Origin of the sequence: Pontibacter sp. H249 (genome assembly GCF_037892465.1) — a bacterium.
Taxonomy (GTDB): Bacteria; Bacteroidota; Bacteroidia; order Cytophagales; family Hymenobacteraceae; genus Pontibacter.
In genome coordinates, this window is record NZ_JBBKTR010000004.1 from 133,256 (window position 1) to 160,193 (window position 26,938).

Here is a 26,938-nt window from a genome sequence, read left to right on the forward strand (position 1 = left end):
AACCTCATGAAAAAACTGATTTTCACTGGTTTAACCGCCGCCATACTTTTAAGTGCATGCTCCAGCCAAAAAACGGAGACAGCTGAAATAACCGCAACAGCTGAACTAACGCAGGTACAGAAAGAGGCACAGGCATTTCTGAACAAATACTCTGCAACTTACCAGGATCTGTACACCAAATCTGCAGAGGCTGAATGGGCATCAAACACCAAAATTGTAGAAGGCGACACCACCAATGCTGCTGCCACCCGCCGTGCAAACGAGGCATTTGCAGCCTTCACCGGCAGTGTAGACAACATTAACACAGCCAAGGCTATGTTGGAAAAGAAGGACCAGCTTACACCGCTGCAGATAAAGCAGTTTGAGGCTATACTTTATACAGGCGCGAATAATCCGCAATTAATACCAGATATTGTAAAAGCAAGAATAAAAGCTGAAACTGAGCAAACGGAAAAGCTCTATGGCTTTGATTACCGGATTTACGAGAAGTCAGTCACAACAAACCAGATTGACGAAATTTTGAAAAATGAAACCGACCTGAAAAAACGCCTCGACGCCTGGAACGCCAGTAAAGAGGTAGGTCCGGGACTGAAAACAGGTTTGTTAAACCTGCGCGACCTGCGTAATAAAACGGTGCAAAGCTTGGGCTACGACGATTACTTTACCTACCAGGCTTCTGACTATGGTATGACGCGACAGGAGATGATGGACCTGATGAAGCAGATAAACGATGAGCTTCGTCCGCTTTACCGCGAGCTGCACACCTTTGCCCGTTACGAGCTGGCTAAAAAGTATAACCAGAAAGAAGTACCGGATTACCTGCCTGCGCATTGGCTGCCTAACCGCTGGGGCCAGGATTGGAGCTCGATGGTAGAAGTGGAAGGCATTAACCTGGATGCTGTGCTGAAGCAAAAAGGCCCCGAGTGGCAGGTAAAACAGGCAGAGCGCTTTTATACCAGCCTCGGCTTCCCGAGCCTACCAGAATCGTTCTATACCAAATCGAGCCTTTACCCGCTGCCGGCAAACGCAAACTATAAGAAAAACAACCACGCCTCTGCCTGGCACATGAACTTGAACCAGGATGTTCGCTGCCTGATGAGTGTAGAACCGAACGCGGAATGGTACGAAACAACACATCACGAACTTGGCCACATTTACTACTACATGACCTACACCAACCCAGATGTACCAGTACTGCTGCGCGGTGGCGCTAACCGTGCCTACCACGAAGGCATTGGCTCACTAATGGGATTGGCTGCCATGCAAAAGCCATTCCTGGCAGAACTTAACCTGATAGATAAAAACACGCAGACAGACGAAGTACAAATGCTTTTAAAAGAGGCATTGAGCTACGTTACCTTTATTCCTTTCGCCTCGGGGGTGATGAGCGAGTGGGAGCATGATTTCTATGCAAAGAACCTGCCGGCTGATCAGCTGAACAAACGCTGGTGGGAACTGACCAAAAAGTATCAGGGTATGGTGCCGCCTGCAAACCGTAGCGAAAATTACCTCGATCCTGCTACCAAAACACACATCAACGACGATGCAGCACAATATTACGATTACGCCATGAGCTACGTGATCTTATTCCAGCTGCACGACCACATCGCCAAAAACATCCTCAAGCAGGACCCGCACGCTACTAACTACTACGGCAGCAAAGAAGTAGGCAACTTTCTGCGCGACATCATGTACCCGGGTGCCTCCGCCGACTGGCGCCAAATGCTGAAAGAGAAAACCGGAGAAGAACTAAGTGCCCGCGCCATGGTTGACTATTTCCAGCCGCTGATGGTTTACCTGAAGGAGCAGAACAAAGGCCGGAAGTATACGCTTTAAGAAGTTAGAATTCTAAATATACTAAGCACAAAAACGAAAGCCGCAACAGGTTATACTGCTGCGGCTTTTGCTATTTATTGGTGATGTTAAGGTTTTAACGGCGAAGTATAAGCGTTATTGCGCGACTTCAGAGCTATTTACTATCCGCCTTCCACAAGATTCTTTAAGAGCTATAATGCTCGATTAAATTAAATCAATTCGACTCACATAAAGTTTATCCGATATTAGTAGCCGGTTCTTGTTTTATTCTAACCTGCTCTTTAAATAGGAATTGTAAAAGTCTGAAGCAGCCATTTGATGAGGTAGTAAAACACTTTCAACCTCATATTTAGATAGTTCCTGAAAGTCTTTTGAAGTCACTGCCGTTACAAAAAGTTTACCCTGATAGTTGCTTCTTTTTAAGGACTTTATCAAACTAATGGATAGCTCCTTGTCCGGTACTGTGCTAATAATTAGCCTGCTTTCTTGAAAAGGAGTATGTTCCAATATTTCGGGATCTTCTATATCCCCGTATTTCACATCCCTTCCTAGTTGCCTCCATTCCTGTATAACATTGGGGTCAAAATCAGTTCCTAAATAGTTGATCTTGGGGTGTTCATCCAGCATTTCTGCTAACCGGTTACCAAATCTCCCTAAGCCAAGTATGATAACGTCATACTTCTTTGATTTTCGAAAGTGGCTCTCTTCGTCTTCTGTAGATCTTTTATTTCGTTCAAATATGCTTAAGGCTGGTGAAATCCAATTATATATTTGATGAGAATACAGAATCAGATAGGTGGAAAGCCCAATTGTAATCAGGCCCACCAAAGTAATCAGACCCATGATCTCGTTTGTTATATGCCCTACGGCCAAGCCCAAGCCAGCGAAAATCAAGGAAAATTCGCTAATCTGAGCCACTGTTAGACCCGCTAAAAAAGAGGTCCGTTTCCGGTAACCCATCAATCCCATAATGATCAAAACAATAATGGGATTCCCTATAAGCACAAAAATGGAAAGATAGAGAGACGCAGCCACCTGTCCTCCAATTAATGACAAATCCAGGTTGGCACCTAGATGGACAAAGAAAAATAAGAGCAAAAAATCTCTTAAACTTACCAGTCGGCCGCTGATGGCTTCCCTGTATTCTGATGAAGCCAAGGTAATACCTGCCAGAAAGGCCCCTACTTCTCCGCTGAAACCAACAAGTTCACTTATTGATGCCAGCGTGACTGCCCATCCAATGGCAAAGAGCGTGATCAACTCTTGGGATCTTGCCAGTATTTTACTAAGCCCGGGTATAACCCATTGCATGGCAATGAAAGCGAAGGCCATTAAACAGAATCCAGCAATAAGCGTCCTGATAACATCTTCAGTTAAAGATGTTTCCCCGCCTTTCTGCATGGTAGATAAAACGATCATCACTAGTATAACAACAATATCCTGAACAATGAGAAAACCAATAGCGATCTGCCCGTGCAGTGAGTCAATTTCTTTTTTGTCCGAAAGAAGTTTAACGATAATAATGGTGCTGGAAAAGGTAAGCGCTACGGCAATATAGAAACTATGCAGAGAAGAAAAGCCAAGGGATATGCTTATGATATAGCCAAATAGGGAAGTGAACAACACTTGGCCCAGTCCAGTGAGCAAGGCAATTTTTCCGATAGATTTAATAATCCGAAGGTCTAATTTCAACCCAACTATAAAAAGGAGAATTGCTATACCAATCTCAGCGAGCAGGTGAATTTTTTCATGTGAGTGAATAATATCAAGCACTGAAGGCCCCACAATAATTCCAAGGGCTATGAACATAACGATCAAAGGCTGCTTCAACACCTGCCCGACAACACCTAATAGTGCAGCCAGGGCCAGAATAATGCTAAACTCATAAAAAGGATTTTCTGCTACTAATGCGAACCAATTCATTTGTAGATAACAGTTTAAAGAGTCCTACCACAACATACCAGCTCATTGATCGTGAATATCCTCAAAATAATATCCTGAAGAAATCTGGAAACCTGTTGCAAAACAAGATAAGCTTCCTGCAACATGTCATACTTAAAGGCTTCAAAAACACCCTTTCCCTTATTGATTTTTAAAGTTGAATATAGCTCTGATTATTCTCCTGAAGATGATTTAGATACTTATTTGCCCTGTTTCCATTAGGAACATCATCTTTAAGAATTATTAAAATCTTCACCGCCTCCGTTTGGCATTTACAAGCCGATAGTATGGCTATTAACTGTGTTTTGATATCATGTATTTACAATCAACGCCATATAAAAGTTTTTTTAGGCATGGCAGTCAGTCTGCGTTCCGTAATAAACCCAATCAGAGGATCAGAGTCATCCATAATTTATTAAGGTAGTACTATGCTTCAAAGCTCCTGTCCCCTTCATCTCCGCCAGTAGTCAGTCAAAATTATGGTCTATTTTAATTTCACTATGTATAAAAATAACAATGCTTAACTTAATGAATTACAACTATTTACACACAATTATTTTATCAACAAAATAAAACTTAAAGTGTTACTAACGGTTGTGATTGTAATACTCATATTAGTGGTTAGATAAACGGAAAAAATTTAACTACTTCCTAATTAATATGTAAAATGAAATGGTTCTGTGCCTTTGCGTTATTTCTGATTGCTACCTCTAGCGCACGGGCGCAAAGTAGCAGCGTTGGCAGTTGGTACATCTACATTGGCAGTCAGCAGTTAAGCGAGAAATTGAACTGGCACAACGAAGTACAATACCGAAACTTTAACGCCGCAGGAGATCTGGAACAGCTCTTGCTTAGAACGGGAATTGGCTACAACCTTACACCCGCAAACAACAACCTGCTGCTGGGATATGCCTACATCTACTCTGAAGCTTATATACCCGGTACAGATCTGAAAAGAAGCTTTTCGGAACATCGTGTTTTCCAGCAGTTTATTACCCGTCAGCAGTTTAGTCGCTTTTATCTGCAGCACCGGTACCGGTTCGAGCAACGGTTTATAGAAAATTCAGACTTTAAAATGCGATATAGGTATTTTCTGTCTGTTAACGTGCCCCTCACTAACAGGGAGATGGTGCCTAAAACTGTTTACTTGTCTGCTTACAACGAAATCTTTATTAACAATACCTCCCCCCTCTACGACAGAAACCGCTTGTACGGTGCCTTAGGCTACACAATCAATAAATACTTAAGAGCCGAGCTTGGTGTAATGTCGCAGATACTTGAAAACAGGCACCGGGAGCAGGTGCAGGTTGTGCTCTTTAACAACATACCATTTTACGAAGATTAAAGTCATGAAAAACACAGTAATGATTAACCTGGCCGTTTGGATACTGTGCCTGGTACTTATCTCATGCAAAACAGCAAATGAGGGAAACACCGAACAAACTACACAACGGGTTGAAGTAAACCAAGACAAAGGTTTGATAGAAGAAGTATTGACAGCTGAAGAGCAGGCCGCACTTACACCAGATGAGGTTCTGCAAAGCTTAAAAGACGGAAACCAAAGATTCAGGAACAACGATTTAACCAGGCGCAACCACTCGACACAGGTTAGGAAAAGTGCTCTTGGCCAATACCCCAAGGCTGTTGTACTATCTTGCCTCGACAGCAGAATACCTGTAGAAGATGTTTTTGACAAAGGTATAGGCGACGTATTTGTGGCGAGGGTGGCAGGCAACTTCGTGAACGAAGATATTCTTGGAAGTATGGAGTTTGGTTGTAAGGTGGCTGGATCTAAATTGATTGTGGTAATGGGCCATGAAAGCTGCGGTGCTGTACAAGCAGCAATAGATAATGTGAAGATGGGAAATATAACAGCTATGCTAGAAAACATACGCCCGGTTGTGCTACAGACGCAGGATTACCAAGGGGATAGAACAAGCAAAAATATGGCTTATATTACCCACGTCTCTAAGGCCAATGTTATGAACACTGTCCAAAACATTAAACAGCGAAGCCCTATCCTAAAAGAAATGGCTGACAAGAATGAAATAAAAATTGTTGGAGCCTTTTATGATATGGAAACCGGCATTGTAGAGTTTCTGGAATAGAGCACACCAATTTCTATAAAGATAACACACCTTCATGTGCACTATAAACAAATGCACATGAAGGAATAGCCTCTGCCTTTAAACTAGAAGTTTCTGCTGATAAGCTCCTAGGAAGTTAGCTAACCTATCCAACGTATAACTTAATTCCGTCGGCTCCGGTAGGTACACTACTCTAAAGTGGTCGTGCTGCTGGTAGTTAAAACCTGTGCCCGGCACCAGCAACACATGCTGCTCTGTTAGCAGATCCAGGGCAAACTGTTGGTCGCTTTCTATGCTGAACTTCTTCATATCAAGCTTCGGGAACATGTAAAAAGCACCCATGGGCTTCACGCAGGTAATGCCCGGTATGGTTGTTAGTTTTTCGTAAGTGATAGCACGCTGCTGACCTAAACGTCCGGTTGGTAAGGTCAGGTCAAGTATGGTTTGCTCGCCTTCTAGGGCAGTTTCTATGGCAAACTGGGCCGGAACGTTGCTGCACACGCGTAGGCTGGCCATGGTGTTTAGGCCGTCGAGATAGGCTTTTGCTTTATACTTTGCTCCGCTCACTAGCATCCACCCTGCCCTGAAACCAGCTGCCAGGTAGTTTTTAGACAAGCCTCCGAAGGTAACACAAAGCACCTCCTCCGAAATAGTGGCCGTGGAAGTATAAACTGTTCCATCATACAGGATCTTGTCGTAGATCTCGTCGGAGAAAACCACCAGGTTATGCTCAGCCGCCAACTGCACCAGTTGCTGCAATAACTCTTTGGAATACACTGCGCCGGTTGGGTTATTCGGGTTAATTATAACGATGGCTTTCGTTCGGCTGTTGATCTTACTCTTGATATCTGCAACATCAGGGTACCAGTCGGCTTCTTCGTCGCAGCGGTAGTGCACGGCTTTGCCACCTGCAAAACGCACGGCAGCAGTCCAAAGCGGATAGTCCGGCGATGGCACCAGCACCTCGTCTCCGTTGTTCAGCAGGGCCTGAACCGCCTGCAAAATTAACTCGCTTACGCCATTGCCCAGGCAGATATCATCGGTATGTATGCCAGCAATTCCTTTGTTAGTATAATAACGTTTGATGGCCTCACGTGCACTTAGTATACCTTTGTGGTCGGAGTAGCCCTGCGCATGGCTAAGGTTCTTGATAATCTGTTCTGTAACCGTTGCCGGCGCATCGAAGCCAAAAGGTGCAGGGTTGCCAATGTTCAGTTTGGTGATGTTGTGCCCGAGCAGTTCCAGTTCTTTCGCTCTCTCATATAAAGGCCCGCACAGGTCATACGATACGTTGTTCAGGCGCTCACTTCTGTTGATCATAGTCAAAAAAATTTAGCGAATATACTATGCCGGAAAGTATAAAGTGGTAGGTTTTCTTCTGAATTTCAGGTTAAATATTGACTATTTGCTGCTGCCCCCTAGCCCCCTGGGAAGAGTATTCCATGCACAAGCAAAATTACTTTCCTGTAAGAGGTGCGTGTAAATTATAAACAGCCGATTACGGCAACAGCTTTAATCCAAAGGCATCTCCTCTACAGGGTGCACCTCGTAACTACCAGATGGTAGCAATTGCACACGGTACAATTGGTCATAACCTTCTTTCATAGTTGGCACTTGTAAATGTTTTTGAGTACCGAATATTCCCTTTTCAGGCACCTTAAACCTACCTATGCGCCGGTTGTTGCGTGCAAGAGCTGCTGCGGTACTGCTCTCGAAAAAGTAGCCAATTATTTCATACTTTGCTGCCCTGGCCAACTCTATGTACCTGCTGCGCTCTAATATGGTAGAATTAGTGTTATCTACTACAAAACGCATTTGTGTACGCAGGCAAACATCCAAAAGCAACTTCTCGCGGTTACGCGTCCGTAGTTGGTCCAGGTTAATGCGCAGGTGTGTATCAAAGAAGCGCTCTTTGTAAAAAGTGCTCTTCCCGCTGCCTTGTATGCCACAGAAGATGATTGACTGCATGGTTTATACTTTAGTTAACGTATAGGCAACTGTATGGCTAAAGGTTGTGCATGTACTGTTGCAGCGTTTAACGTAGCAGTTTTATACTTTAAGAGCAGTTTCGTAAATTTAAAATGTAAAGCAACAAAGATAAGCCTATGAAAAAGAAACTGGTGGTGTTAACAGGAGCCGGTATAAGTGCAGAAAGTGGCATTGCTACCTTCCGGGATGCAGACGGACTTTGGGAGGGGCACGATGTAATGGAAGTTGCCTCTCCGCAGGGATGGCGCAAAAACCCTGAACTGGTGCTCGATTTCTATAACCAACGCCGTAAAAACGCTCACACCGTGCAGCCGAATACGGGTCATAAAATACTAGCCAATTTAGAAACAGACTTTGATGTGCGCATTATCACGCAGAATGTTGATGACCTGCATGAGCGAGCCGGCTCTACCAACGTAATTCACCTGCATGGTAAACTTTTTGAAAGCCGCAGCACTTTAGATCCTACCTTGGTTTACCCAATAGAAGGCTGGGAGTTAAATGTAGGTGATAAATGTGAGCGCGGTTCGCAGTTAAGACCTAATATTGTATGGTTTGGCGAAGCCGTACCCATGATGGAAAAAGCAATGGAAGAAGCCGTGCAGGCTGATATTTTTTTAGTTGTAGGCACTTCCTTGGTAGTTTACCCCGCCGCTAGCCTGGTTGATTTTGTAGACGATGAAGCCCCTATTTTTGTGGTAGATCCCAAATTACCGGAAATGCGAAAGCGCACAAATACTTACCTTTTTGAAGAAAAAGCAACCACAGGTATGGAGAAAGTAGCCTCCGTATTGAGAAGCAATTATGTGTAATTCAGTTAAAGTATAAACAAGATGTTAGCTTAGCTAAGTAAAAATTTGAGATTGATATATAAGTATAAAAAGGTGATCATTGTCTCTTATAAAGCTTAGATAATGTTGCTCTAGTAAGTGTACCAGAAATGCTGCACTAAATTTAAAAATTTGTTTCTAAGCGATTGTATCTAACGTCATTTACGCAGAGGACAAATGCTTTTAAATTTAATATAGCATTTTACCTGCTGATCTTGCTGGCACTCTACATAAGTACTTTTATTTTAATTACATGATTGGCTACAAATTGCCATTCAAGTTCTGGAACAGACTTTCGCTACATCCATTTGCACTTGCCTGAAGCGTTGTACTAACGCTACCATACTTCTTTATTAGCAGAAGAAAAGGCTATTATTATCATTATTGGTCTTTGTATTACTTACCTGCTGGCCAGGTACATAGAGGCAGTAAATTACACAGATAAGGCAATTGAAGCGGTTCTGCATAATCTGGAAAGAACAGGCACTTTAGAGAATACTGTCATAATAATAACCAGCGGCCATGAAGCATTCACTATAGAACAGCGCAGCAATCTGCTCATGAAATCACGGAACAGGAACCTATCAACCGACGTGCCTTATGTCCCGCTTATACTAACCAATGCGCCTGCAAAATTTAATTATACTTCGGTGTTAGGCCAAGTAGATATTTACCCTACGCTGTAAGGTGTTCATAATATCCAAAACTACCCTTGGAAAGGAGTAGAGCAGTATTTTATCAGAAAATAAAATGCCTTTTGCTATTACTTCCACTTGGAGTATTACCAGAGACATATCTTTTATAGTGCCATCAACTGTATGGGCAAGTAATAAAGCATGATATGTTAAGTATACCATTTCTCTTAAAAAATTTCTCGACCTGCGCCTAGGTATAATTAAGTCCTCTCAAAGTCGCTTTTACAGATAAGCACCAGCCTTAGCATATAAGGTTTATTCTCCTGCCATTGCTAATAACTTACCTTTATACACTATATATACAATTTAGCAAAGCTCCATAAAGTGCAACAATAAAAATATATATCAAATTTATTTTTTAGATAAATCTAAATCAACAATTTTGCGTAGCTAAATATAATTATACACTGCCTAAAACTTAAATTATGATAAAGCTTATACTTTTATTGTGTACAGTATTGCCAGCCATTGCATCTGCCCAAACAAATGCAGTAAAAGGAAAAATAACCTCAAAGGATGGGCCCGTAATCTATGCCACCATTATACTTAAAGACACAAAATGGGGTACATCTGCAAACGAAGAAGGTAATTTTGAGATAAGCGGAGTTGAGGCTGGCACTTACCAATTAGTAGTCTCAGCGATAGGCTACAGACAGCAAATGCAAAGTATAAATTTAACAGGCGGCGAAACAGCAACAGTGAACATAAACCTATCTACTGCTGATGCCACACTTAACGAGGTAGTTGTAACTGGCACCCGCACCGAACGCCGGCGCTTGGAGAGCCCTGTAGCCGTGAACATTCTCGACAGCAGAACCTTTAGCCTTACCCAATCCAACACTTTGTCGGAGGGGCTTTGTTTTCAGCCGGGCCTACGCATGGAAACCGACTGCCAAACGTGCAATTATACCCAATTGCGCATGAACGGATTAGGGGGTTCTTACTCTCAGCTGCTGGTAAACAGCCGCCCTATCTTTACCTCTCTTATGAGCCTTTATGGGTTAGAACAAATACCAGCCAACATGATAGAACGTGTGGAGGTAGTGCGTGGAGGCGGCTCTGTGTTATATGGTTCTAATGCTATTGCGGGCACTGTAAACATCATCACCAAAGAGCCTCAGGAAAGCTCGTTTACCCTAAGCAACAACGCATCTGTTATTGACGGAAAAGTATGGGATCATTTCGTAAATGCGAATGTAAACGTGGTAAACGAGGAGCAGAACGCCGGTGTGTCTTTTTTTGGCTCACATCGCGACAGGCAGGCCTACGATGCTAACGGCGACGGTTTCTCAGAGCTATCGAAGCTGAAGAACAATTCTTTTGGCTTTAACGCATACTTTAAGCCCACTGACCAGGATAAACTGGAGGTAAACGGTTGGAGCATTCATGAACTACGCCACGGAGGAGATAAATTAGATAAACCCGCCGACCAAGCCAACCAGTCAGAGTATCGCATACACGACATACTGGTTGGTGGCCTAAACTACGACAGACGCTCCAATACCGGTAAAACCTCTTACAGCATTTATGCTTCAGCCCAAAACACAAAACGCACCCATTACACTGGCATCAACCAGTCGGATGGTTGGGGAAATACCAAAAATCATACTTTGCAGGCAGGCTTTCAGTTTAACTATACTTCGCACAACTTTTTAGGCGGCACAAATACTTTTACCACAGGTGCAGAGCATTTATATGATTATACTTTTGATGAGATAGAAGCCTATAATTTTCTTGTAGACCAGAAAACCAACCTCACCGGTGTGTTCCTGCAAAGCGATTGGGATGTTACTCCTGCCATCACCATACTTTCGGGGGTAAGAGCCAACAAGCACACTAACGTAAATCAGCTAGTATTTACGCCTCGCCTGAGCGGAGTGTACAAAGCCGGAAGCTATACGCAGTTTCGAGCATCTTATGCCAGAGGGTTTAAAGCTCCGCAAGCCTTCGAAACAGATCTGCACATAGCCTTTGCTGGCGGCGGTATTTCCCTTATTCAGGTAGACCCTAACCTGAAAGAGGAAACATCAGACAGCTTTAATGCCTCCGTGGATTTTAACAAACCCAACGAGCACATGATCTATGGTTTTACACTAGATGCTTTTCATACGCGCCTTTACGATGCATTTGTGCTGGAAGAGATAGGCACAGATGAAAACGGAAACCAGCAACTGCTGCGCAGTAACGGCGGCAACTCCACTGTAAAAGGCATAACCTTAGAAGGCCGCCTTAACTACGACCAAATGTTCCAGCTTGAGTCCGGGCTTACATTGCAACGCTCCCGCTACCATTCGCCAGTAGCCTGGTCTTCTGAAATTGACGGCACCCGCACCTACCTCCGCACACCCAATACTTATGGCTATTACGTGCTTACACTATTGCCACAAAGCCGTTTTACAGCAGCTTTCTCGGGAGTAATAACAGGACCGATGTTGGTGCCGCACTTTGGCGGCGCACCCGGCGTTGTGGAAGATGTGCTGTATACTTCGCCAACTTTTGTAGAAAACAACCTGAAGTTGGCCTATCGCTTTACGCTTAAAAGTATAAAACAGGACCTGCAGCTAAGCGCTGGGGTTCAGAACATGTTTAACCAATACCAACAGGACTTTGATATCGGAAAAAGCCGCGACAGCAACTATGTGTATGGTCCGGCACGCCCCCGCACATTCTATGTCGGCTTAAAGTTCGGACTGATGTAAAAGACCTCGCAGCGTGCGCAGCTCCTGCGAGCGTCTGGTTGCGGGGAAACTTTAGAATGAGCGAATATTTATACTTCAACTCTCTACCTCTATAACTCTTTCAGACGCTACGAGGTCTTTATTCTAAGATTATACTTTCATATATACCACCACTCCCCTATCTTGCCCAGCTAAAAAGAAGCCTTTGAGTATACAATACATACTAGAACTACTGGGTACATTTTTCTTTGCCATGTCGGGGGCGCTGGCCATGAGCGAGCGTGACCAGGAGCAGGATTGGTTTGGAGCCGCTTTTACGGGTTTTGTTACGGCTATTGGTGGCGGTAGCCTCCGTGATATGCTATTAGGAAGTTACCCACTTGTATGGATCGGCAATATTCAGTTCCTGTATACAATTCTGCTCGGCATTATCTGTACCGGGCTCTTTTATAAATGGGTAGCAAAACTTAGACGCACGTTACAGCTCTTCGACACGCTGGGCATTGCACTGTTTACCATAGTAGGTACCGAAAAAGCTTTGAGCCTTGGTGTTCGCCCTGAAATTGCGGCCATTATGGGTATGTTTACAGCCGTAATGGGTGGTGTTATTCGGGATATGCTTACAAATGAGGTGCCTGTGCTGTTCAGGAAAGAAATCTACTCCAGTGCCTGCCTTTTAGGAGCCGCTTTATACCTAATCATGTATGGTCTTGATGTAGAGCGCAATACCAGCTTTTTATTAGCCGTCGCCTTCATCATTGTGCTGCGCCTGCTGGCCGTAAAGTATAACCTAACCCTGCCTAAATTCAGGAGATAATTTTGTGAAGGCTATATAAATAAGTGTATCCTTTGTTATATTTACCTATCAGTTCATCAGCTGCTCAATTAATTATACTTTTATCACATTAACTTATCGCATGCCATACCTCGACTCAAAGAATTTTGAAACAAATGACCCTTTTCTTTTTGAAGATGCAGAGCCTTTATATGAGGTAAGCAAATCAAAGCGTTTTATCCATTATCTTATTGATTTGGTATCATTCTATCTTTTTGCATTTGTAATGGGTATTCTCCTTGTTTTGGTGGGAATGGAATTTATTATAGAGGAGGTAAATGAAACGATTCTTGGACTAATGATTATGTTTGTGTATTATTGGGGCTTCGAAAGCGTTTTTGGTCAGACAGTTGGCAAGATGGTTACAGGTTCGATAGTTGTAACAGAGGATGGTGAGAAGATCACTCCTACAGATGCCTTTAAAAGAACACTATGCCGCCTCATCCCTTTCGAAGCGTTATCATTCTTGGGTTCAGGTCCGGGATGGCACGACACTATTTCGAAAACTAGAGTAGTTAAAAAATAACATTCAACTTTTAGCCGAGTTGAAAACAGGGAGTCTGGATTATTTCCGGCTCCCTGTTTTATTTAACAGCAGTCTATTAACAGATTAAATATCAATTATATACAAATTGCGTAAATGTTTGTATCCGATAATTTAAGCGGCTATATGAACTTTAAGCATCGTTTACTGAACACTCCTGATACCTGGAGCCTCACCATAATCAGGGTTATGCTTGGGCTGGTGATGTGGGCTCATGGGGCACAAAAACTGCTAGGATGGTTTGGAGGCCCTGGGCCAGCTGGATTTGTGAGTGGCTTTGAGCAGATGACGGGACTGCCCGGCTTTCTGGCCTGGCTTGTTATTCTGATCGAGTTTGTGGGTGGCATCTGCCTTATGGTCGGCTTCTGGACCCGCATTTGGGCATTTGGCGTGCTGTGCCTCTTTATTGGTATTATACTTTACGTGCACCTGCCCTATGGTTTCTTTATGAACTGGGGAGGCAACAAAGCCGGCGAAGGCTATGAATTTCACCTGCTGGTAATTGGCATGGCCTGGGCCTTAGTAGTGGGCGGAGCCGGCCTGATGAGCGTAGACAAAACCATGTACTCGAACCAGCGTGCTTTCTAACGTATAAGTTTATACTTTAAACCTGTTTAATCTTCTGCCTCCTCGCCTTTTTCTACAATATCGCCTTCAGTAAAAAGGATAATCTTCATCATTTCGCGCCAGTGCGGCTTTTTGCGAAGCAGAAACTCGAGGTTCATACCAAAATGCTTAAACTCTTCCTGCTGGGCATTCTGCATAATGGCTTTGGCAACTGGGTCTTGTTCTACGGAAATGCGCTGTTCGTACCAGTTAATGGCTTCAGCCTCTTCTATCACAGATGTTATCATGCGGGCAAACGTACGTGTTTCCTGCGAGAGCTCCTGCGGTGGCTCGTGGTATTGTTCTGTCGGCATCTTAAAAGCGATTTTATACTTTAAATCATACTTTATAACGCCAATAAATAGAGCAGGTTATACTTTTTAAGAAGGCAACTCTCCCCAGCTTTGCTCCTGCTCATACCAAAGCTCTCCATTCCTGATCTGCAGCGGTGATGCGATATTGTTGTGGTAAAGCTGTCCTGTACCCAAGCCCTGCGGTAAGGTAATATCATGTTGCGCCGTAAACTGGCTGATGGCGTTCAGGCCGATATTTGATTCCAATGCCGAAGTCATCCACCAGTCTATACTTCTTTCCTCTGCCAACGCTATCCATTCGGCGCTGGAGGCAAGGCCACCTACCAGTGTAGGTTTTAAAATGATGTATGGAGGTTTGATTTTGTCCAGCAGCTCCTCTTTTGAGTCTTTGCCTAGCACTCCGATCAGTTCTTCGTCTAAAGCTATGGGCACTGGCGAGTAGGCACACAATTCAGCCATTTGTTTGTGCTGCCCCTGCTTAATCGGTTGTTCAATAGAGTGGATGTCATACTTTGCCAGGCGTTCCAGCTTTTTAAATGCCTCCTGCGGCGAAAAAGCTCCGTTGGCGTCTACGCGTATGGTCAGGCAGTCGGCAGGGGTGCGCTCTCGTATGCTTTGCAAGATCTCCAGTTCCTGGCCAAAGTCCAGTCCTCCTATTTTCAGTTTCAGGCAAGTATAACCCCCTTTCAGTTTCTTTGCGATCTGCTCCTGCATAAAATCTGCATCTCCCATCCAAATAAGCCCATTAATCGGAACACCAGCTTCTCCCCGGCTAAAGCTGTTTTTGTAGAGCAAGCGCTTTCCGCCATTTTTTAAATCAAGCAAGGCGGTTTCAAGGGCAAAGTATAATGCCGGCCATTGCTGCAGCTTAAGCTCCTCCGGGAGAGGCGCACCTTTCTCCAGTTTTACCTTTTGCGAGTTGATGAGGTCTGCCACCTCTTTTATTTTCTCCTCCAGATCAGGCCTGTAATCTATACTTAAGCCAGCCAGTGGTGCGCACTCTCCTACACCAATTACTTCAGGCTGTGCATCTTCAGACAAACTGATATAGTATACTTTATGCTCCTTAATGGCGCCACGGGAGGTACGGGCATCAAACTTGAATTGTAAAGTAAAAGGTATATAGTGCAGTTTCAGGCTCATAAAATCAGGTACTTGTTCAGGTGGCAATTTAAACCATTAACTATAATTATGACGTACAGTGCGTATAAAGTATAAACATACGTTAGCCGGGCAGGTGTAAGTTTTGAAAGTATACTTCGAAAATAACGCGCTGTAAACGGCTGCTGTTTATTAAAACGGCCTTAAAAACCCTCTGCTTGATAAACTGTTATACTTCTAAAGCGCCTAAAGCGGCGCCCTAAAATAATAGCGCCTATGACCATAGCCATTGCCCCTGACACAAAAGACATAGTACTGCTTTACCAGCAGATTCGCAGCCAAACGGAAACTATTTGCCAACCACTGGAGCCTGAAGATACGGTTGTGCAACCGATGGTGGATGTGAGTCCTCCCAAGTGGCACATGGCACACACTAGCTGGTTTTTCGAAACTTTCCTGCTAAAGCCGCACCTGCCAGGCTACAAGGAATTTCATCCAAAGTATAATTACCTGTTTAACTCCTACTACAACAACGTGGGCAACAGGGTACAGCGCGACAAGCGCAGCACGCTTACCAGGCCACCTCTTCGGGATATTTATACTTTCAGGCAGCACGTGGATGAGCACATGCAGAAACTGTTGCAACGCATAACCGATGATAAGCTGACAGAACTGATGCCGGTACTGCAACTAGGCCTGCAGCACGAGCAGCAGCACCAGGAGCTACTGGTAACCGATATTAAGTACATTCTGAGTACCAATCCATTATTGCCAACATATACTCCTCAACCTGCTAAACCTGCCACAACAGCTATAGAAGCCAAGTTCTTAGAAGTACCCGGCGGCACCTATACAATTGGCTACCAGGGCGAGGGCTTCTGTTTTGATAACGAACTGGGTGTGCATGAGGTGCTGCTGGAGGACTTTACTATTATGAACAGGCTTGTAACCAACGGTGAGTACCTGGAGTTTATGCAGGATGGCGGTTACCAGGACTTCAGGCATTGGCTGGATGAGGGGCTGGCTATGGTCCGAAATGATAACCTGGAGGCACCACTTTATTGGCTGCAGCAGGACAATGAATGGTACCGCTTTACTTTGCACGGCCTGCAAAAAGTAGACTTGAACGAGCCGGTAACGCACATCAGTTTTTACGAAGCCGATGCCTTTGCTAATTGGTCGGGAAAGCGCCTGCTTACAGAATTTGAGTGGGAGGCAGCCTCACAAATGTACCCTCCGGCCAAGGGCAATTTTGTAGAAAGCAAGCTACTGGAGCCAACTGCCGCAGATGCCGCCATAAAGGGCATGCAGCAATTATACGGCGATACCTGGGAATGGACCTACAGTGCTTACCATCCCTACCCCGGTTTTACCAAAGCACCCGGAGCCATTGGCGAGTACAACGGCAAGTTTATGATCAACCAGATGGTACTGCGTGGCGGCTCCTGCGCTACGCCTGCAAATCATATCCGAACCACATACCGTAATTTTTTTCACCCTGATAAACGCTGGCAGTATACAGGAATACGCCTGGCATCAAAATAATATGGAAGAACTACATACCACGCTTACCCCTATGATTGACCTTAGCCGCAAACAAGACGGCACCAGCGACCTGGCAGCATTTGCAAAAGATGTGGCTGAAGGGTTAAGCCTGAAACGTAAAGACCTGCCATCGCGCTACTTCTACGACAAAAAAGGAAGCCAGCTTTTCCAGCAGATTATGAACCTGCCGGAGTACTACCTGACACGCGCCGAGCATGAGGTTTTTTACTCGAACAAAGAGGCTATGTGCTCTCGCTTTGCTGATGCAGGCTTCTTTCATCTGATAGACTTGGGGGCAGGCGATGCCTATAAAACCAAGATACTATTGCGCCAGTTAGCTCAGCAGAATGCTGCATTCGATTATGTTCCGGTTGATATCTCGGGAGATGCCATGCAGGAATTAAGCAACAGCCTGCAAACGGAGTTACCTGAGGTAGCAGTGCAGGCCGTAATCGGGGAGTACTTTAAAGCTCTGCAGTGGCTGCAGGAAAACAAGTCGGAGCGTAAGGTGGTACTGTTCCTCGGCTCCAACATTGGTAACTTCGAAAAGCAGGATAGCATTGCATTTCTGCAAAGTATACGTAGCTACCTAAGTACCGGCGACAGGCTGCTGATGGGCGTAGACTTACGCAAAGAACCCGAAATCATACTTCAGGCCTATGACGATGCTGCAGGCGTTACCGCTGAGTTTAACCTGAACCTACTGCGCCGCATTAACCGAGAATTGGGCGGTGAATTTATACTTGATCAGTTCCGTCACTACGCCATTTACAATCCATTAGAGGGTGTAATGCGCAGTTTCCTAATTAGCCTTAAAGAGCAGGATGTATACATAAAAGAAATTGACAAAACATACCATTTCAAGGCTTGGGAGGCAATTCATACAGAAAACTCTCATAAATATTTCATCCAGGAGATCGAAGAACTAGGCAAACTTTGCGGCTTTAACATTGAGACAGTATACCACGACCAGGAGAAGCGCTTTGCTGATGTCTTGTTTACAGTTTCCTGAGTTGAGGTAACATGATAAAGTTTATACGTGTATACTTGCAGGTATAATTTTATACTTACAGATGCCTTACATGGAGTTTATCTCACTTGCCTCAGGTGCCAGTTATTTTCAAAGCCCTGCTATGGCCACAGATGTCGCTATCAAATCACTAAAGCATGGTTATACCTACTATGGCCCAACGGAAGGCACTGGTAGTTTACGGCAGGCTGTTTGCGAGAAGTATAACCAACAAAACCAGTTGGTGCAGCCAGAGCAGGTACTGATAACCCCTGGCAGTAAACAGGCACTTTATAACCTGTTCACGGTGTTGCTGCGCCAGGGCGATGAAGTAGTAATTCCTACACCTGCCTGGTTCGGCTTTTATGGGCTGATGAAGTATAGCTGCGGCAAGCTGGTGCCTTTACAGACTAGGTTTGAAGATAATTACAAGCTAACGCCGGAAATGCTGCGACAGGCACTTAACGAGAGCAGCCGTATACTTTTACTGACCAACCCCGGCAACCCCACTGGGCGCATCTACACTAAAGATGAGCTGGAGGCACTACTGCAGGTAACCAAAGAGTACCCTAACCTTTATATTATATCTGATGAGATTTACGACTATATTACTTACGGCCAGCCTTTTACTTCTCTCCTATCCTGCGTGGGGGCAGAAAAAGAAAAAATCATCCTCGTAAACGGCTTCTCTAAAAACTTTGCCATGTCTGGCTGGCGAATCGGCTTTATACTTGGCCCTGAAAATATAATTAGAAAATGTGCCGACTTCCAGGGAAGTACTTTATCTGGAGTAAGCATTTTTCTGCAAGATGCCGCACAGGCCACCATGCAGCAGCATGCTGGAGTCCTGGAACAAATGTTACCTATACTTTCTGCTAACAGAAAGCTAATGGCTGATGCCTTGGATGCCATACCCGGTATAAATTATTACTTACCAGAAGGTGCTTACTACTTTTTCCCCGACTTCAGTACGTACCTAAATAAGGTAACATCGGAGGGTAAAACCCTGGAGACAAGTATAGATCTGGCTGATCATTTGCATCAAAAGTATAAACTGGAGGTTGCCCCCGGCGATAACTTCGGAGCTCCTGGCCATGTACGTTTATCTTTTGCCATAGAACCAGAAAAGCTTCAGAAAGCGATGGAAAGATTAAAATTGGCCCTCGCAGCGTTGCTTTAAGTGTTTATTAACCTTTTGTAAGCTGCGCTTTGTAAACTGCAAATCTGAAGGAAAGTATAAAATTTACTGCAATAGATGAATCGCTGTAGCTTCTTACTTCCCGTGTATTATTATACTTACCACTACTACCCTTCCAAATAAATAAACTAATTTTGCGGCTCGAAAAGCACTGAGATGAATACCGCAGAATACAAAGAACACTTCTCCAAAAATTTTACCCTTGCATTCCCGGTGGTGCTCAGCCAACTGGGGCATATCATGGTGAGCGTGTTCGATAGTTTAATGGTAGGCCAGATTGGTACTTTGCCATTGGCTGCTTCATCTTTGGGCAACAGTATATTCATGATTACCATGGTGTTAGGCCTGGGCGTATCGTATAGCATAACCCCGTTAATAGCCGCTGCAGAAGGTCGCCGTAATTACACACGTATTTCGTTGCTGCTGCTAAATGGCTTGGTATCTAACGTATTGCTGGGCATCCTGCTTTTTATCGCGGGTTATTTTCTATCACCTTTTATTACATATCTAAATCAACCTGAAGAGGTAGTGAGACTGGCTGTGCCATACATCAATATCCTTTTCCTATCTATGGTGCCGCTCATGGTGTTCCAGGCGTTCAGGCAATTTGCAGAGGGACTTTCGCTTACGAAGCAGGCCATGTATATTACCCTAATTGCCAATACACTAAACATCATACTAAATTACATCCTGATATACGGAAAGCTTGGCTTCGAACCGATGGGATTGGTTGGTGCTGGCTGGGCAACCTTTATATCGCGGGTAGTAATGGCGCTGATGATGGCTGGGTATGTGCTGTTTGCGAAACGATTTGAAGTGTTCAGGCACTTTTTAAGATTGCGTCATCTGTCGTTCCTGCACGTATACCGCATCTTTAAGCTAGGCTTGCCAATTTCTGGTCAGATGATCTTTGAAATGGGTGCTTTCAGTTTCTCTGCTATAATGATCGGCTGGCTTGGTGCCAAGCAGTTAGCAGCGCACCAGATTGCCATTAACGTGGCATCGGTCACATACATGATGGCTAGCGGCATTGCTGCAGCTGCCACCATACGTGTAGGCAACCAAAAAGGCTTGGGCAATTTTAGAGGTATGCGCGTTGCCGGACTTAGCAGTTTTGCCATGGGTGCACTGTTTATGCTAGGGAGCGGCCTGCTGATGGTAGTAGGCAATAAGTTTATACCTATGCTTTACATTGATGATGCAGAAGTGATTCAGTTAGCCTCTACTCTACTGATTATTGCAGCCCTTTTTCAGATTTCAGATGGTGTGCAGGTGGTTGGCCTGGGAGCTTTACGTGGGCTGGAGGATGTGCGTATTCCAAGCCTTATCTCTCTGATTGCCTATTGGGTAATTGGCCTGCCGGTAGGTTATTTGCTTTGCTTTAAATTAAACTTTGGCGTAAACGGTGTTTGGATGGGATTGCTGGTAGGATTATCAGTTGCTGCCGTACTCTTATTCGTTCGTTTTAAGGCACTTAGCAATCGCTACAAAAAAATTGCATTATAACTTGGCACTAAAAATATAGGTAGCGCGTTGCGCATATATAAATTATCAACTTTTTAGCCGAAGTTACATGTTTATTGCCTCATTTTTCTTGTCGCTATGGGCAGGGCTTATTGCGCCTGCTGTAGCCACACCTACTGCTGCTGCCTCGGGAAACAACACCTCGGCAAAATCAGCCGAAGTTAAAAACTCCGAAAAAATTAACTGGTCTGCCACTCGTAGGCTTACCTGGGAAGACTTTAAAGGTGCACCAGAAACAACAAACCCACATCATGCCCTTACAGCAGCAAACTTGGCCGTAGATGCCAAGTGCAACAGCAACAACTTTACATATGAAGTTAAATGTGTGTTTTTGCCGGAAGAATCCTGGTCAAAAAATAAAAAGTCCCCGTCGCTGCTGTACCACGAGCAATTGCACTTTGACCTGACGGAGGTGCATGCACGCCTACTACGTAAAAAGTTAAAGGAACTGGGCACCAGCTGTGGCAACTTAAAGGGTAACCTAAACAATACTGTAAGCGCAGCCTTTAAAACGTGGAAAGACGAGCAGGACCTTTTTGATAAATCTTGCAGCCACGGCCTTAATAAAGAAGAAGAAGCAGCCTGGGCACAGCATATTGAGCAACGCCTTAACGAGTTACAGTCCTATAAGTAGTAAAAGTATAAACCAAGAGGGCCAGCTGAAATCCAGCTGGCCCTCTTGGTTTATACTCAGTAAGCTAGGCTTTGTCCAGGTTCTTAACAGCTGGCCCTGTTATTACTCTACCATATGGGTCGAAGCGTGAGCCGTGGCAAGGGCAGTCCCAAGACTTTTCTACGTTATTCCAGCTAACGATACAGCCCAAATGTGTGCAAACAGCCGAACACTCATGGCGTACGCCATCGGCATCGCAGTATACAGCCACTTTAGTAGTACCTTTGCGCATTAGCCTGCCTGTACCCGGCATTACTTCTGATGGGTCATCTACCTCACCGGGAGTAACATAATCTTTCATTTGTGCCGCCACGTTTAGGTTCTCTTTCAAAAACTCCCCTGCCGATTTTAAGCTGATACGTGCCGGGTCATAAATTTTCTCCCATTCGTTTTTACGATTCATGATCAGGTCTGTGAGCAGCATGCCGGCAATAGTAGCATGCGTCATACCATGGCCCGAGTCGCCGGTGGCAATGTAAACATTAGGGCTGTCGCCTGGGTTACGACCGATAAAGGCCAGCCTGTCTACCGGCTCAAATACCTGTCCTGACCATCTAAACTCAACCTCCTCAGCCATCGGGAATTTTAGTCTTGCCCAACGCTCTAATGCATAATAATGCTTATCAGGCTGATGGTCTTGTCCGGTTTTATGATCTTCGCCGCCTACAATAAGCAGATCTGTGGCAGCGCCTCTTTCCTCTGCTTTCTGCAAGCGTATGTAATGGTAAGAATCATCCATATCCCAGTATAAAGCATCGGGCACCACACCTTTAGGTACCGCTAAGCCTACCACGTAAGTGCGATAGGGCGCTTGTTTGGTATGCATGGTTACCATATCGTTTACCGGAGTGTTTGTGGCCACTACCAGGTGGTTAGATGCTACGGTATGGCCATCTTCTGTTACAACGGTATTTACAGTTCCAGTCTTAAAATCTACTGCCTTGGTATCGGTATACACCTGCCCACCCTTGTCTACAAAAGCCTTTAATAAACCGGCCATATACTTCATCACATGAAAACGGCCTTGATCCGGAAATTGCAGGCAGGGCGAGGCAGTGAGTGTTGCTACGGGGCACTCTTTTCGCATCACCACATCGCGCCATCCAATCTGCTGTATCGCCTCCAGTTCTTTCATCAGTTCAGTATCCTGCTCGCGGTTATTTACAAACAGGTAGCCGTTTAAGCGTTGAAAGTCGCAATCTATTTTTTCATCTTTTGCGATCTGCTCAATCATATCAATGGCACGGGCGTGGCTTATGCAGGCTAGCCGGGCACCATCTTTTCCGAATAGGTTTATTAGATTAGAGTAGCGATCATCAAGTGCATTGGAAAGATGTGCTGTTGTGCGGCCGGTTTCGCCGCCGCCTATCGCTTTTGCCTCCAGCAGCACAACTCTTTTGCCTTCTTTCGCCAGCAGGTAAGCCGTAGTCAGGCCGGCTATTCCGCCACCAACCACACATACATCGCAGGTTATATTATCGTTTAATTTGTGCGTGTCCATAAACGACACATCCTTTACCCAAAAAGGCACGCTAGCTCCGGATTCGTTTTTCATAGTATAAGTTTTTGCTCAAATAGGCTCCTTTACATATAGAATTACCTGTGCATTGCATTACGGTGTGTATATCCTTTAGTTTCTGAAGAGCCTTATAGAAGCTTATTTATACTTTTTGAGGAATTAAGAATACACTTTGGAAAGTCGTGTAGTAACTACTTTACCTGTTACTAACAAGCCATTGCACTTTGATTTGTGAGAGAGTTGTTTTATACTTATAAACTGGCAGAGAATAAATTTATACTTTACAAACTCTTAACGATCTCATTTAACCATGCATGCACCTTCCGAAACAATGGACATTATTACCTGGCAGCACTTTGAGCAAACCGACATTAGGGTAGGAACTATAACTGCTGCAGAAGACTATCCGGAAGCACGAAAGCCTGCTTATAAGTTAACAGTAGATTTAGGTCCGCTTGGCTCAAAAAGATCAAGCGCCCAAATCACCAAGCATTATACAAAAGAAGAGTTGGTGGGCAGGCAAGTGCTGTGTGTTACAAACCTTGGTAATAAACAGATAGGTAAATTTATCTCGGAAGTGCTGGTAACTGGCTTTGCCGATGAGAACGGCGATATTGTGCTTGCACAGCCAGCTGGAAAGGTGCCCAACGGCAGCAAGTTAATGTAATACGCTCAGGAGGAGTACCATCATACTTTATGTACAATAGTACTCCTCCTTTACAATTATTCTATTTCATTTATCATCTCCACAGTATCATCGCCACTCGCCCTCATTTTGGTTTCGCGTAGGCTTAATGTGTCTACAATTATCTCGTAGAGCTTATCCATCTGTTTCAGATTCTCTTTATAGTAGTTGTAGGTATCGCGGAACTCCTGCTCCGTTATGCCGTGCTTTTTAAAGATTTCCTTCTCCTGGTGGTTAAAGACCATCAGCGCAGTGTCCGGGTAAACGATCTTTGATTCTATCTGGGCCTCCGCAATATGAATATCAGTCAGCACCTGTACCATTTTCTCTTGTGGCAACAGGTTGGCAGGCGTTTTGTCTTCATTGTTGCCGCAGGCAAGCAGGCTGAAGCAAAAAAGTATGTAGAAAAGTCTTTTCACAGCTTAAAATTACGAGAATATATCATAATTTTAAAATCTGAGGCTACCGTGTTCCTAAATGAAAGAGCTTGTTCAGAAGCTACGTAAGTATGAGATACGCATTCGCAAGGCTATAACCACGCAAATGCAAGGCGATTTCCATTCTGTTTTTAAAGGAACAGGGCTGGAGTTTGATGATGTACGCTCTTACCAATACGGCGACGATGTTCGGACGATAGATTGGAACGTATCGGCCAAAGGCCACGGCACTTTTGTAAAAACCTATCGCGAAGAAAAGGAACAGTCTGTTTTCCTGATGCTGGATGTAAGCGCATCGCAAAGTATAGGCACCGGCAAGCAGCAGAAAATTGATGTTGGAAAAGAAATCTGTGGTGTACTGGCTTTGTCGGCAGCACAGCAGCAGAGCCAGATCGGAATTATTTGCATTTCAGATCAGAAAGAAAAATACATTAAACCGGCCAAAGGTATACAGCAGGCTTATACCATTATTAAAGCCTTAAACGAACTTGTGCCAAAATCAGGTAAAACCAACCTGGCAGCAGGCATGAAACTTACACTTGATATTATCAAGCGCCGCAGCATTATCCTGCTTATTTCCGACTTTATAGATGTTGACTATGAAAAGGAACTTGCGATGCTGGCCAAGCGCCACGACCTGATCGTGATGCACCTGCAGGACCTGCGCGAGCAGAAAGTACCGCCAATGGGTATTGTACCTGTGCTGGACAAGGAGACAGGAAAAACGATCTGGCTGAACACGTCCGGGGAAGAGTTTCAGAAGCGCTACATTGCTCAGTACACCGAAAACCAGGACAAAGTAGTACGCATCTGTCAAAAGTATCAGGCTAATTACCTGGCCATCCAGACGAACGAAGATTATGTGCCGCAGCTGGTAAACCTGTTCAGGCTTAGAAATAAAACAACAAAACGAAGTGCGTAATCTTACCCTAGTTATACTTTTGCTCCTGTTGCAGGTAACGGTTTACGGGCAGCAGGCAAAAAAACCAGTAGGCAGTTTCGCCCAGGATACGGCAAAGCTGGGGCAGCTGCTGCAGTATAATTTGGTGCATCAACATGCGGCTACACAAGAGGTTATATTACCAGACTCAAACTATAACTTTACTCCTTTTGAGTTTGTTTCCAAAACATACTTCCCTACCGCAACCAAAGCTGGTATAAGCACCGACAGCGCCATTTATACGTTGCGCACTTTTGAAACGGAGCAACAGCAGCAGCTGGCGTTACCCGTGTATATACTCCACGACTCAGACACCATACAAATATTTGCTGACAGCGATGCCGTAACAGTGCAGCAACTGGTAAGGCAGGTACAAGAGCCTTTAAAGGTAAAAGACAACACCGCACTAGTTACAGTGGCAGAGCGGTTTAACTGGCCGCTGCTGCTGCTTTACATCGTGGCGGGTCTGGTATTTATAAGCTTGGTATGGTTTATCTTTGGTCAAGCCATTATCCGGAAGTATAAACTCTATCGCCTTCGCAAGGACCACTTATACTTTGGCTCGCGCTATAACTCACACCTAGATAGGTTTGTAAAGTCTGGCTCGTCTCAAAGTATGGAAAAGGCCGTATCGCTCTGGAAAAACTACCTGACCAAGCTGGAACGAAGCGCCATTAACTCCTTTACTACCAAAGAAATTGTGGAGTATTACAACGACGACGAAGACGTAAACAACGCTTTGCGTACCTGCGACAGAGCTATTTACGGCAGTGCCGCTGCAGAAGCCGACACCGAAACAAAACAGGCATTAAGCATGTTGAGGCGATTTGCCAAAAATCGTTATAAAACACAACGAGAAATAATTAAAAATGCGAAGGCTGCCTGATGATTTCTGGGATTGGCTGGACCTGCAGTGGTTCAGTTACAGCACCCTCCGCTCTTTTGACTGGGTGTATCCGGTGGTGCTTTACGCGCTGCCTGTCGTTTTTGTACTTTTTCTGCTTAGGTGGCTGTTCTCTCTAAATAACAAGAGCAAGCTGGATATGGCCTTGTTCTCTGGCAAGGTAAAATGGCAGTGGACCAGCATGCTACGGTTTGTTCCTACACTTGTATTCATGCTGTTTATGATGCTGATTTTGGTAGCCCTTGCCCGTCCGCAACGTGTAAACGAGCAGATAGAGCAAAGTGCAGCTGGCATCGACATTGTGCTGGCGCTGGATGTGTCGGGCTCGATGGAGTTGACTGATATAAAACCAAACCGCCTGGCTGCTGCCAAAGAAGTTGCCCTGGAGTTTATTAACGGCCGCGTGCAGGATAGAATTGGAATGGTGGTATTTGCCGGTGACGCCTATTCTCTTGCTCCCCTCACTACAGACTACGACCTGCTACGCCAAAGTATAAACTCAGTTGGCTTTAAGATGATCCCAAATGATGGTACCGCCATTGGAAGTGCGCTCGCTGTGGCTATAAACCGCATGCGCGATTCCGAGTCGAAGAGCAAGGTAATCATATTGGTAAGTGATGGAGAAAACACCGCCGGAAGCCTGGACCCGGCACTAGCTGCACAATTGGCTTACGCATATGGCATTAAGCTATATACCATTGGCATAGGCAAAGATGGCCAGGTAGCATATGAAGACGAGAACGGACAAATAATTTATGTCGATACCAAACTAGACGAATCAAGCCTCCGGCAGATTGCCCAAATCGGAGAAGGCACATTTTTCAGGGCTGACTCTAAAGATGCGCTACAGGTTATATTCCAAAATATCAACCGACTCGAAAAAACAGAAATAACAGAAAAGCGGTTTAGAGATACCAAAGATTATTACCAGGTATACTTAAAGTGGGCCCTGCTCCTGTTGCTGATTTGGATGCTACTTAAAAACACTTTTATCACGAACGTGCTGGAAGACTAAGCAGAGTAAGTGCGCTTAGGTGGTAGAGACTTATGAGGTAAAGGAAGCTGAGGA

The 26,938-nt window shown here is 44.6% G+C and carries 25 protein-coding genes and 1 pseudogene; 19 read left to right on the plus strand and 7 right to left on the minus strand.

Annotated elements, in window-relative coordinates; all coding sequences use genetic code 11:
- The first annotated feature begins 6 nt into the window (after positions 1-6).
- On the plus strand, positions 7-1,836 hold the full coding sequence (locus tag WG943_RS07400) for a M2 family metallopeptidase (protein ID WP_340407853.1): 1,830 nt from the start codon (positions 7-9) through the stop codon (positions 1,834-1,836).
- Positions 1,837-2,079: 243 nt separating this feature from the next.
- On the opposite strand, the gene WG943_RS07405 is transcribed toward WG943_RS07400, so the two are convergent.
- Positions 2,080-3,738 (minus strand): cation:proton antiporter, encoded by a 1,659-nt coding sequence (locus WG943_RS07405; protein WP_340407854.1) that lies wholly within the window; start codon positions 3,736-3,738, stop codon positions 2,080-2,082.
- A 685-nt stretch (positions 3,739-4,423) separates the two neighbouring features.
- On the opposite strand from WG943_RS07405, the gene WG943_RS07410 reads away from it, so the two are divergent.
- Complete coding sequence (locus WG943_RS07410; protein WP_340407855.1) at positions 4,424-5,101, plus strand: DUF2490 domain-containing protein; 678 nt, start codon at positions 4,424-4,426, stop codon at positions 5,099-5,101.
- Between the two features lie 4 nt (positions 5,102-5,105).
- On the plus strand, positions 5,106-5,864 hold the full coding sequence (locus WG943_RS07415) for a carbonic anhydrase family protein (protein ID WP_340407856.1): 759 nt from the start codon (positions 5,106-5,108) through the stop codon (positions 5,862-5,864).
- Between the two features lie 78 nt (positions 5,865-5,942).
- Here the strand turns inward: WG943_RS07415 and WG943_RS07420 are convergent, their stop codons facing one another.
- The gene (locus WG943_RS07420; RefSeq protein ID WP_340407858.1) at positions 5,943-7,163 is read right to left on the minus strand and encodes a pyridoxal phosphate-dependent aminotransferase; all 1,221 of its coding nucleotides are present in this window, start codon (positions 7,161-7,163) and stop codon (positions 5,943-5,945) included.
- Between the two features lie 192 nt (positions 7,164-7,355).
- Positions 7,356-7,811, minus strand: coding sequence for an AAA family ATPase (locus tag WG943_RS07425; RefSeq protein WP_340407860.1), 456 nt, complete (start codon positions 7,809-7,811; stop codon positions 7,356-7,358).
- A 137-nt stretch (positions 7,812-7,948) separates the two neighbouring features.
- Between WG943_RS07425 and WG943_RS07430 the strand changes: the two genes are divergently transcribed.
- From WG943_RS07430 to WG943_RS07455, 7 genes and pseudogenes are all read left to right on the plus strand, one after another.
- Positions 7,949-8,644 carry an SIR2 family NAD-dependent protein deacylase gene (locus WG943_RS07430; RefSeq protein WP_340407861.1) on the plus strand — a complete coding sequence of 232 codons (696 nt, stop codon included), beginning with the start codon at positions 7,949-7,951 and terminating at the stop codon, positions 8,642-8,644.
- Between the two features lie 425 nt (positions 8,645-9,069).
- A pseudogene (locus tag WG943_RS21225) lies at positions 9,070-9,192 on the plus strand (sulfatase-like hydrolase/transferase); the annotation flags it as partial.
- A 30-nt stretch (positions 9,193-9,222) separates the two neighbouring features.
- A complete protein-coding gene (locus WG943_RS07435) occupies positions 9,223-9,348 on the plus strand; it encodes a hypothetical protein (RefSeq protein ID WP_340407863.1) in 126 nt (41 codons plus the stop codon).
- A gap of 434 nt (positions 9,349-9,782) precedes the next feature.
- Positions 9,783-12,056: a TonB-dependent receptor gene (locus WG943_RS07440; RefSeq protein ID WP_340407865.1), complete on the plus strand. Its 2,274-nt coding sequence runs from the start codon at positions 9,783-9,785 to the stop codon at positions 12,054-12,056.
- Between the two features lie 184 nt (positions 12,057-12,240).
- On the plus strand, positions 12,241-12,852 hold the full coding sequence (locus WG943_RS07445) for a trimeric intracellular cation channel family protein (RefSeq protein WP_340407866.1): 612 nt from the start codon (positions 12,241-12,243) through the stop codon (positions 12,850-12,852).
- A gap of 100 nt (positions 12,853-12,952) precedes the next feature.
- Entirely contained in the window at positions 12,953-13,396 is a 444-nt protein-coding gene (locus tag WG943_RS07450) for an RDD family protein (protein WP_340407868.1), read from the plus strand.
- 144 nt (positions 13,397-13,540) lie between these two features.
- Complete coding sequence (locus WG943_RS07455) at positions 13,541-14,002, plus strand: DoxX family protein (RefSeq protein WP_340407869.1); 462 nt, start codon at positions 13,541-13,543, stop codon at positions 14,000-14,002.
- A gap of 26 nt (positions 14,003-14,028) precedes the next feature.
- On the opposite strand, the gene WG943_RS07460 is transcribed toward WG943_RS07455, so the two are convergent.
- Together WG943_RS07460 and WG943_RS07465 are read right to left on the minus strand one after the other, a co-directional pair.
- Complete coding sequence (locus WG943_RS07460; protein WP_340407871.1) at positions 14,029-14,334, minus strand: ferritin family protein; 306 nt, start codon at positions 14,332-14,334, stop codon at positions 14,029-14,031.
- 66 nt (positions 14,335-14,400) lie between these two features.
- A complete protein-coding gene (locus tag WG943_RS07465) occupies positions 14,401-15,477 on the minus strand; it encodes an o-succinylbenzoate synthase (RefSeq protein WP_340407873.1) in 1,077 nt (358 codons plus the stop codon).
- 234 nt (positions 15,478-15,711) lie between these two features.
- On the opposite strand from WG943_RS07465, the gene egtB reads away from it, so the two are divergent.
- The 5 genes from egtB to WG943_RS07490 all read left to right on the plus strand — a co-directional run bounded on the left by egtB (position 15,712) and on the right by WG943_RS07490 (position 21,345).
- Positions 15,712-16,980, plus strand: a complete 1,269-nt coding sequence (gene egtB, locus WG943_RS07470) for an ergothioneine biosynthesis protein EgtB (protein ID WP_340407874.1) — start codon at positions 15,712-15,714, stop codon at positions 16,978-16,980.
- A gap of 1 nt (position 16,981) precedes the next feature.
- Positions 16,982-17,992, plus strand: coding sequence for an L-histidine N(alpha)-methyltransferase (gene egtD / locus WG943_RS07475; protein ID WP_340407875.1), 1,011 nt, complete (start codon positions 16,982-16,984; stop codon positions 17,990-17,992).
- Positions 17,993-18,062: 70 nt separating this feature from the next.
- Positions 18,063-19,169 carry a pyridoxal phosphate-dependent aminotransferase gene (locus tag WG943_RS07480; RefSeq protein WP_340407876.1) on the plus strand — a complete coding sequence of 369 codons (1,107 nt, stop codon included), beginning with the start codon at positions 18,063-18,065 and terminating at the stop codon, positions 19,167-19,169.
- Positions 19,170-19,343: 174 nt separating this feature from the next.
- The gene (locus WG943_RS07485; protein WP_340407878.1) at positions 19,344-20,693 is read left to right on the plus strand and encodes an MATE family efflux transporter; all 1,350 of its coding nucleotides are present in this window, start codon (positions 19,344-19,346) and stop codon (positions 20,691-20,693) included.
- 67 nt (positions 20,694-20,760) lie between these two features.
- On the plus strand, positions 20,761-21,345 hold the full coding sequence (locus tag WG943_RS07490; RefSeq protein WP_340407880.1) for a DUF922 domain-containing protein: 585 nt from the start codon (positions 20,761-20,763) through the stop codon (positions 21,343-21,345).
- Between the two features lie 64 nt (positions 21,346-21,409).
- Here WG943_RS07490 and WG943_RS07495 read toward each other — a convergent pair whose 3' ends face one another.
- Positions 21,410-22,939 carry an FAD-dependent oxidoreductase gene (locus WG943_RS07495; RefSeq protein WP_340407883.1) on the minus strand — a complete coding sequence of 510 codons (1,530 nt, stop codon included), beginning with the start codon at positions 22,937-22,939 and terminating at the stop codon, positions 21,410-21,412.
- Between the two features lie 274 nt (positions 22,940-23,213).
- Between WG943_RS07495 and WG943_RS07500 the strand changes: the two genes are divergently transcribed.
- A complete protein-coding gene (locus tag WG943_RS07500; protein WP_340407885.1) occupies positions 23,214-23,570 on the plus strand; it encodes a tRNA-binding protein in 357 nt (118 codons plus the stop codon).
- Positions 23,571-23,626: 56 nt separating this feature from the next.
- Here the strand turns inward: WG943_RS07500 and WG943_RS07505 are convergent, their stop codons facing one another.
- Positions 23,627-24,007, minus strand: a complete 381-nt coding sequence (locus WG943_RS07505; RefSeq protein ID WP_340407886.1) for a DUF4296 domain-containing protein — start codon at positions 24,005-24,007, stop codon at positions 23,627-23,629.
- 58 nt (positions 24,008-24,065) lie between these two features.
- On the opposite strand from WG943_RS07505, the gene WG943_RS07510 reads away from it, so the two are divergent.
- Genes WG943_RS07510 through WG943_RS07520 form a run of 3 tightly spaced genes read left to right on the plus strand, consistent with a single transcriptional unit; the run spans position 24,066 to position 26,884 of the window.
- A complete protein-coding gene (locus WG943_RS07510; protein WP_340407888.1) occupies positions 24,066-24,947 on the plus strand; it encodes a DUF58 domain-containing protein in 882 nt (293 codons plus the stop codon).
- Positions 24,940-25,851: a hypothetical protein gene (locus tag WG943_RS07515; RefSeq protein ID WP_340407890.1), complete on the plus strand. Its 912-nt coding sequence runs from the start codon at positions 24,940-24,942 to the stop codon at positions 25,849-25,851. The genes WG943_RS07510 and WG943_RS07515 overlap by 8 nt, the downstream gene beginning before the upstream one ends.
- Positions 25,835-26,884 carry a VWA domain-containing protein gene (locus tag WG943_RS07520; RefSeq protein WP_340407891.1) on the plus strand — a complete coding sequence of 350 codons (1,050 nt, stop codon included), beginning with the start codon at positions 25,835-25,837 and terminating at the stop codon, positions 26,882-26,884. Before WG943_RS07515 ends, WG943_RS07520 begins: the two co-directional genes overlap by 17 nt.
- Positions 26,885-26,938 lie beyond the last annotated feature (54 nt).

Coding starts and splice junctions, on each gene's coding strand:
- WG943_RS07400 (WP_340407853.1), top strand. CDS start 7: ATGAAAAAACTGATTTTCACTGGTTTAACCGCCGCCATACTTTTAAGT.
- WG943_RS07405 (WP_340407854.1), bottom strand. CDS start 3,738: ATGAATTGGTTCGCATTAGTAGCAGAAAATCCTTTTTATGAGTTTAGC.
- WG943_RS07410 (WP_340407855.1), top strand. CDS start 4,424: ATGAAATGGTTCTGTGCCTTTGCGTTATTTCTGATTGCTACCTCTAGC.
- WG943_RS07415 (WP_340407856.1), top strand. CDS start 5,106: ATGAAAAACACAGTAATGATTAACCTGGCCGTTTGGATACTGTGCCTG.
- WG943_RS07420 (WP_340407858.1), bottom strand. CDS start 7,163: ATGATCAACAGAAGTGAGCGCCTGAACAACGTATCGTATGACCTGTGC.
- WG943_RS07425 (WP_340407860.1), bottom strand. CDS start 7,811: ATGCAGTCAATCATCTTCTGTGGCATACAAGGCAGCGGGAAGAGCACT.
- WG943_RS07430 (WP_340407861.1), top strand. CDS start 7,949: ATGAAAAAGAAACTGGTGGTGTTAACAGGAGCCGGTATAAGTGCAGAA.
- WG943_RS07435 (WP_340407863.1), top strand. CDS start 9,223: ATGAAATCACGGAACAGGAACCTATCAACCGACGTGCCTTATGTCCCG.
- WG943_RS07440 (WP_340407865.1), top strand. CDS start 9,783: ATGATAAAGCTTATACTTTTATTGTGTACAGTATTGCCAGCCATTGCA.
- WG943_RS07450 (WP_340407868.1), top strand. CDS start 12,953: ATGCCATACCTCGACTCAAAGAATTTTGAAACAAATGACCCTTTTCTT.
- WG943_RS07455 (WP_340407869.1), top strand. CDS start 13,541: ATGAACTTTAAGCATCGTTTACTGAACACTCCTGATACCTGGAGCCTC.
- WG943_RS07460 (WP_340407871.1), bottom strand. CDS start 14,334: ATGCCGACAGAACAATACCACGAGCCACCGCAGGAGCTCTCGCAGGAA.
- WG943_RS07465 (WP_340407873.1), bottom strand. CDS start 15,477: ATGAGCCTGAAACTGCACTATATACCTTTTACTTTACAATTCAAGTTT.
- egtB (WP_340407874.1), top strand. CDS start 15,712: ATGACCATAGCCATTGCCCCTGACACAAAAGACATAGTACTGCTTTAC.
- egtD (WP_340407875.1), top strand. CDS start 16,982: ATGGAAGAACTACATACCACGCTTACCCCTATGATTGACCTTAGCCGC.
- WG943_RS07480 (WP_340407876.1), top strand. CDS start 18,063: ATGGAGTTTATCTCACTTGCCTCAGGTGCCAGTTATTTTCAAAGCCCT.
- WG943_RS07485 (WP_340407878.1), top strand. CDS start 19,344: ATGAATACCGCAGAATACAAAGAACACTTCTCCAAAAATTTTACCCTT.
- WG943_RS07490 (WP_340407880.1), top strand. CDS start 20,761: ATGTTTATTGCCTCATTTTTCTTGTCGCTATGGGCAGGGCTTATTGCG.
- WG943_RS07495 (WP_340407883.1), bottom strand. CDS start 22,939: ATGAAAAACGAATCCGGAGCTAGCGTGCCTTTTTGGGTAAAGGATGTG.
- WG943_RS07500 (WP_340407885.1), top strand. CDS start 23,214: ATGCATGCACCTTCCGAAACAATGGACATTATTACCTGGCAGCACTTT.
- WG943_RS07510 (WP_340407888.1), top strand. CDS start 24,066: ATGAAAGAGCTTGTTCAGAAGCTACGTAAGTATGAGATACGCATTCGC.
- WG943_RS07520 (WP_340407891.1), top strand. CDS start 25,835: ATGCGAAGGCTGCCTGATGATTTCTGGGATTGGCTGGACCTGCAGTGG.